This is a genomic window from Pseudoalteromonas sp. TB25, assembly GCF_000497995.1.
GTDB classification, from domain to species: Bacteria; Pseudomonadota; Gammaproteobacteria; order Enterobacterales; family Alteromonadaceae; genus Pseudoalteromonas; species Pseudoalteromonas distincta.
This window is the reverse complement of record NZ_AUTI01000266.1, coordinates 1-6153: the sequence shown is the minus strand read 5'-3', so window position 1 is coordinate 6153 and position 6153 is coordinate 1. Positions and strand designations below refer to the sequence as shown.

8 protein-coding genes are annotated in these 6153 nt (G+C 41.1%); 6 read left to right on the top strand and 2 right to left on the bottom strand.

The window, feature by feature from the left end; all coding sequences use genetic code 11:
• The 5 genes from L652_RS0108690 to ung all read left to right on the top strand — a co-directional run.
• Positions 1-643, top strand: a 643-nt coding sequence (locus L652_RS0108690) for an iron ABC transporter permease (protein ID WP_024603404.1), incomplete at its 5' end; no start/stop codon positions are given.
• Between the two features lie 4 nt (positions 644-647).
• On the top strand, positions 648-2132 hold the full coding sequence (locus L652_RS0108685; protein ID WP_024596187.1) for a cobyric acid synthase: 1485 nt from the start codon (positions 648-650) through the stop codon (positions 2130-2132).
• The gene (gene cobO, locus L652_RS0108680) at positions 2125-2724 is read left to right on the top strand and encodes a cob(I)yrinic acid a,c-diamide adenosyltransferase (protein ID WP_024596186.1); all 600 of its coding nucleotides are present in this window, start codon (positions 2125-2127) and stop codon (positions 2722-2724) included. Before L652_RS0108685 ends, cobO begins: the two co-directional genes overlap by 8 nt.
• Positions 2724-3584: a cobalamin-binding protein gene (locus tag L652_RS0108675; RefSeq protein WP_024596185.1), complete on the top strand. Its 861-nt coding sequence runs from the start codon at positions 2724-2726 to the stop codon at positions 3582-3584. Before cobO ends, L652_RS0108675 begins: the two co-directional genes overlap by 1 nt.
• Entirely contained in the window at positions 3581-4243 is a 663-nt protein-coding gene (gene ung / locus L652_RS0108670) for a uracil-DNA glycosylase (RefSeq protein WP_024596184.1), read from the top strand. Before L652_RS0108675 ends, ung begins: the two co-directional genes overlap by 4 nt.
• 107 nt (positions 4244-4350) lie before the next feature.
• On the opposite strand, the gene L652_RS0108665 is transcribed toward ung, so the two are convergent.
• Both L652_RS0108665 and tal read right to left on the bottom strand, forming a co-directional pair.
• Positions 4351-4539, bottom strand: coding sequence for a DUF3545 family protein (locus L652_RS0108665; RefSeq protein WP_024596183.1), 189 nt, complete (start codon positions 4537-4539; stop codon positions 4351-4353).
• Between the two features lie 202 nt (positions 4540-4741).
• Positions 4742-5692, bottom strand: coding sequence for a transaldolase (gene tal / locus L652_RS0108660; protein WP_024596182.1), 951 nt, complete (start codon positions 5690-5692; stop codon positions 4742-4744).
• A gap of 225 nt (positions 5693-5917) precedes the next feature.
• Here tal and yaaA point away from each other — a divergent pair.
• The coding region (gene yaaA, locus L652_RS0108655) for a peroxide stress protein YaaA (protein WP_029770236.1) at positions 5918-6153 on the top strand (236 nt) is incomplete at its 3' end.

Here is a 6153-nt window from a genome sequence, read left to right as displayed (position 1 = left end):
GGCAGCAGCGTTATTAGGTAGCTTACTCGCTATGAGTTTATTAATTCTTATTGCAGGTAGGCAGCAAAGTGCACAGGTAGAATCAATGCTATTAGCTGGCGTTGCTCTGTCGTTTTTATTTAGTGCGTTTACCAGTTTGTTGCTTTATTGGAGTGACCCTCAGGCGGTAGCCGCTATTTTATTTTGGACACTGGGCAGCTTTGCTCGTGCGCAGTGGGCTACGCTTTGGTTGCCTTTATTGGTAATTACATTGTGTACGTTTGTAATGCTGAGCTTTAGAAGACAACTCAATGCCATGTTACTTGGCGATGAAAGCGCAATTACATTAGGTGTCAGGGTCCAGCGCTTTAGAATACTTATGCTAGTTTTAAGCTCATTAATTACCGCTGTGCTGGTGGCTATGTGTGGTGGTATTGGGTTTGTAGGATTAATGGTACCGCATATTGTGCGCTTTTTTATATCCCAAGGCACCATCGCTGGCTTACTGGTAACCAGCTTGGTGGGCGGTACATTTATGGTGTGGGTTGATGTACTTTCGCGCTCATTGCTGAAAAACCAAGAACTGCCCGTAGGTGTTATTACTGCAGCTATTGGTAGCGTGTTCTTTTTGAGTTTATTGTTTTTTAGAAAGCGAAGGGTGTAATTCCATGAAAACCTTAATGGTTCAAGGCACTACATCAGATGCTGGTAAAAGCACTTTAGTTGCTGCCCTTTGCAGGGTGTTTGCTAAGCGTGGGGTAAAGGTTGCGCCTTTTAAACCACAAAATATGGCACTTAATAGCGCAGTAACAAAAGATGGCGGCGAAATTGGTCGTGCGCAAGCTTTGCAAGCAATAGCAGCTAAAGTAGAGCCAGAAATAGACTTTAACCCTATATTACTTAAACCTAATAGCGATACTGGCGCACAAGTGATTATTCACGGAAGAGCCATTAGTAATATGGAAGCGGGCAAATATCACGACTATAAAAAAGTGGCGATGGATGCAGTAATTACCTCACATAACCGCTTAGCTAAACGCTTTGATTTACTCCTCGTTGAAGGGGCAGGTAGCCCTGCTGAAATAAACCTGCGTGAAAACGATATTGCCAATATGGGTTACGCCGAAGAGGTAGATTGCCCAGTAATTATAATTGCTGATATTGATAAAGGTGGTGTGTTTGCACATTTGGTAGGTACATTAGCGCTACTAAGCGAGTCAGAACAGGCGCGCGTAAAAGGCTTTGTTATAAACCGCTTTAGAGGCGATATAGGTTTGCTGCAAGGCGGGCTTGATTGGCTTGAAGAATACACAAACAAACCCGTACTTGGCGTATTACCTTATTTACACGACCTTGCGCTTGATGCTGAAGACGCCGTCGCAATTGATAATAACGTAACAAACGCCTCAATTAATATTGCAGTGCTGCTTGTTCCCCACATTAGTAACCACACCGATTTTGATGCACTGCGTTTGCACCCAAACATTAATATAAATTACGTGCGCCATACGCAAACGATCCCAGAAGTTGATCTGATAATTCTCCCAGGCAGTAAAAACGTGCTGGGCGATTTAACCTTTTTGAAAAATGAAGGTTGGGACACTCAAATTAAACGCCACTTACGCTATGGTGGTAAAGTACTTGGCATTTGTGGCGGCATGCAAATGCTGGGCAATACGCTCAACGATCCCGATGGTATTGAGTCATCATTAAAGCAAGTAAATGGGCTCGCTCTATGCGACTTTGAAACCACGCTAACAGCGCAAAAAGTATTAACTAAAATAACCGCTACACTGTTTTTAAATAACCAACAAACACCGTGTAGTGGTTACGAAATACATGCAGGAATTAGCCAAGGTGCAGCGCTTAATAAGCCATTTATAACCTTTAATAAAAGCCACCCAAATGGCTTTAAAACAGATGGTTTTATTGGCGATGATAACGCCATTGCAGGCACCTATTTACATGGTTTATTTGATGAAGCCGATGCTACATCGCAAATTTTAAAATGGGTAAAACCAAGCGCCTCAATTAACCCAATTGGTATTGCCGCTCACCGTGAGCAGCAGTTAGAACGATTAGCAACCATGTGTGAAACGCATTTAAACATACAGCAAATTATCTCGATTTATGAAGGGCACAATAATGACTGAACAAAACAATGATAAGCACCAGCAGCGCCAACAAAAAGTAAAAGAACAAGTGGATGCACGTGTTGCAGCCGCGCAAGATGTAAAAGGTATTTTTCAGGTAATTACCGGTAACGGTAAAGGTAAATCAACTTCGGGCTTTGGCGTTGTAGCACGTTGCGTAGGGCATGGTAAAAAAGCGGCTGTTTGCCAATATATTAAAGGTACGTGGGAATGTGGCGAGCGTAATTTATTACAAGGTGCAGGCGTTGAGTTTGTTGTAATGAACACCGGTTTTACCTGGGATACGCAAAATAAAGAAGCCGATACCGCAGCCGCCCAAGCAACATGGCAAGAGTCAAAACGTATGCTTGCTGATAGCAGTATTGATTTAGTATTACTCGATGAGCTTACGTATATGGTGACCTACGGCTACGTTGATTTAGATGAAGTGGTAACAGCGCTTGATAACCGCCCACCAATGCAGTCAGTTATTATTACAGGGCGTGCAGCGCATCGTACTTTAACAGACCTTGCCGACACAGTAAGCGAAGTGCGTAATGTAAAACACGCATTCGACTCAGGCATAAAAGCGCTCGAAGGGTTTGATTACTAATGTTTAAAGCGTTTTTTATTGGGCTACTGCTTTTTAGTGTATCGGGCAGTGAACTTGCAGAGCAGGTTAATGATTCTAAAAAACTGCGAATAATCGCGCTTGCACCACATATAGTCGAAAATCTATTTGCCATAGGGGCGGGCGATAATATTGTGGGCACGGTTGATTACGCCGACTACCCAAGTGAAGCCCAAAGTATTGAGCGCATAGGGGGTTATTACGGCATCTCGCTTGAAAAAGTATCGGCGCTTAAACCCGACTTAGTAATTGCGTGGAAAAGCGGAAATCAAAGCGAAGATTTAGCCCAAATAGAGCGCCTTGGCATAAAAGTATATTTAAGTAACCCGACCACAATCGCTGGTGTAGCCGACGAGTTACTTACTTTTGGTGAATTTACAGGGAACATTAAGCAAAGCCAGCAAGCGGCAAATGCATTTACACAAAAACTAAACGCGATTGTTAAAAGCCAGCAAGATAAAAAAAATATTACCGGATTTTATCAGTTATGGGCTGAGCCCATGATGACAGTAAGTAAAAATACGTGGATAAGCCAACTGATTGAAACATGCCATGTAAGTAATGTATTTGCACAAAGCATTACAGATTACCCGCAAATTAGTATCGAAAATGTCATTGTTACTAAGCCACAAGTTATTATTATCCCTGATGAAAAATCAAAAACACCACAGCCGATTGTTAATTGGCAAAAGTGGCCAGAAGTACCAGCAGTTAAAAATGATCAATTTATTAGCGTAAATGCCGATTTATTACATCGTTTTACCCCGCGCATGCTAGATGGACTCGCGGATATGTGTGATAAAATAGACGCATCACGTAAACAGATTAAGAGTACACAATGAGCAATTGGGCTACATTTTTAGAAAGTGAATTACAGCAAACTTACATGCAGCAAACGTTAGAGTATGTGGCTAATCGCCGCAATGAAGGTGTTGCTGTTTACCCGCCTGAAGCTCAAGTATTTAGTGCTTTTGATGCCACCGCACTTAATGACATCCGCGTTGTAATTTTAGGACAAGACCCATATCACGGAGAGGGGCAAGCGCATGGCTTGTGTTTTTCGGTATTGCCTGATGTAAAAAAGCTGCCGCCGTCGCTTAAAAATATGTACAAAGAGTTAGCTGTCGACATCAGCGGGTTTATTATTCCTGAGCATGGTTACCTGCAAAGCTGGGCAGATCAGGGCGTGTTTTTACTCAATACAGTATTGACCGTGGAGCAAGGACAAGCGCATTCACATAAGCATTTAGGATGGGAGCAATTTACCGATAATGTAATTGCCCATATTAATAAGCACTGCGAAGGTGTGGTATTTATTTTATGGGGTGCACATGCACAAAAAAAAGGTAAAGGCATAGATAGCGCTCGCCATCATATTTTAAAAGGGCCGCACCCATCGCCGCTTTCGGCGCATAGAGGCTTTTTTGGCTGTCAGCATTTTTCAAAAACGAATGAGCTATTACAAGCCCAAGATGAAAAACCGATTAACTGGCAGGTGTAAATAACCAGGGCTCTGAATAATAAATTTATCTCATGCAGCTCTTTTCAGCGCATTAAAAAAGGATTCCATATTATGGAAGCCTTTTTGTTTAGTTGGGGCGTATTGAATTAAAAATCGAGCTCTTCAATCGCAATACTGTCTGCAAAGTAGTCTAGTTCTTGTAGTTCTTTACGTAGGCGTTGTTTGTCTTTTATTGCTTCTATTTCACGCCATTTTCTTTTTTTATTTTTCTGGGAGGTTTTCCTTGTTGTATCTGGTCCTTCTAATATCTCTAATATATCGTTTAGGCTATCCATGAACTTCTCCTATTGATTTTATTGACCTCAAGAATACCTATACCACAGGCATAACTAAAATAGAACAAAAAAGTGACAGTTATGTTACGGGGATGTGATGAGTTGATGAAGGTTTATACAAAGATTATATGGAGGAGTAGCGTATTTTAGGCATAAAAAAACGCCGCTATTGCGACGTTTTTTAAAACACGATTATAGCAAATTACATTGCTTTAAAGCGCGCCTCTAGTTGTTCTTGTGCATCAGCAAAAGAGCGAATACCTTCAGCTAGTTTTTCAGTAGCCATAGCATCTTGGTCATGTAACCAACGGAACTGTGCTTCTGTAAGTGGCTCTGGTTTTGGCTCTTGTGGAACATCGCTTTCAAGCAAATATTCTTGTGCGCCTTCAAGGTTACCTAAATCTTCTAAAAGATTAGGGCTAATAGTTAGCTTGTCACAACCTGTAAGTGCAATAATTTCGCCTGTATTACGGAAACTTGCACCCATCACAACTGTTTTGTAGTCATGGCGTTTGTAAAATTCAAAAATGCTGCGTACAGACTGAACACCTGGATCTTGTAGCGGATCGGTTGGTTTTTCCATACCGTTAGCAACGTGCCAATCTAAAATACGGCCAACAAATGGCGAAATTAGAAATACGTTTGCATCAGCACAAGCACGGGCTTGGGCATCGCTAAATAATAAAGTAAGGTTACATTTAGTGCCTTCTTTTTCTAGCTGCTCAGCGGCTTTAATACCTTCCCATGTAGACGCTACTTTAATTAAAATTTTGTCTTTGCTTACACCTTCTTTTTCGTAAAGGCTAAGTAGGGTATGTGCTTTATCAATTGTAGCTTGTGTATTAAACGAAAGGCGTGCATCTACTTCAGTAGAAATATAACCAGGTACAATCTCGCTAATTTCTTTACCAAGTAATACGGCAAAGTAATCACAAGCTAGTTCAAGTTGTTTAGCAGGCTCTTGCTCGGTTTCTTTTGCGTAGCTCCAAGCTTTATCTAGGTAAGGCTTATATGCTTCAATCTCGCTCGCTTTTAATAAAAGTGACGGGTTTGTAGTTGCATCTTCTGGTTGATGCTTTTTAATAGCTTCAATATCACCAGTGTCGGCCACAATAGATGAATGTTGTTTTAGCCTTTGTAGAGCTGAAGTCATTTGCTTTCCTCATTCCAAGCAAGTTAAAAGAAAAATCTAATCACTCTTAATATATACAATCCATACTGCAACAGTGTGACAATGCTTGATAGGTCTTATGTCCTGATCAATAAAAAAACGGCAATGCATGGGTTATTAAGAGAGGATTTATTTAAACAAAACGTGCTTTTCGTTTCATTTAATGTTGAAATTGACACTAAATAAATTACAAGTCAATAGCTAACTATGATCACTGTTATTTCACCTGCAAAAAATCTTGATTACGAAACGCCACCCGCAACAGACAAGTTCACTCAGCCTGAATTACTAGAGCACAGCGAAGAGCTCATGAAAGTATGCCGTGAACTAACACCAGCGCAAATTGGCAGTTTAATGAAAATTAGCGACAAGCTATCTGGGCTTAACGCAGCACGCTTTAGTGAGTGGGCACAGCCGTTTACACAAAGTAATGCTAAACAAGC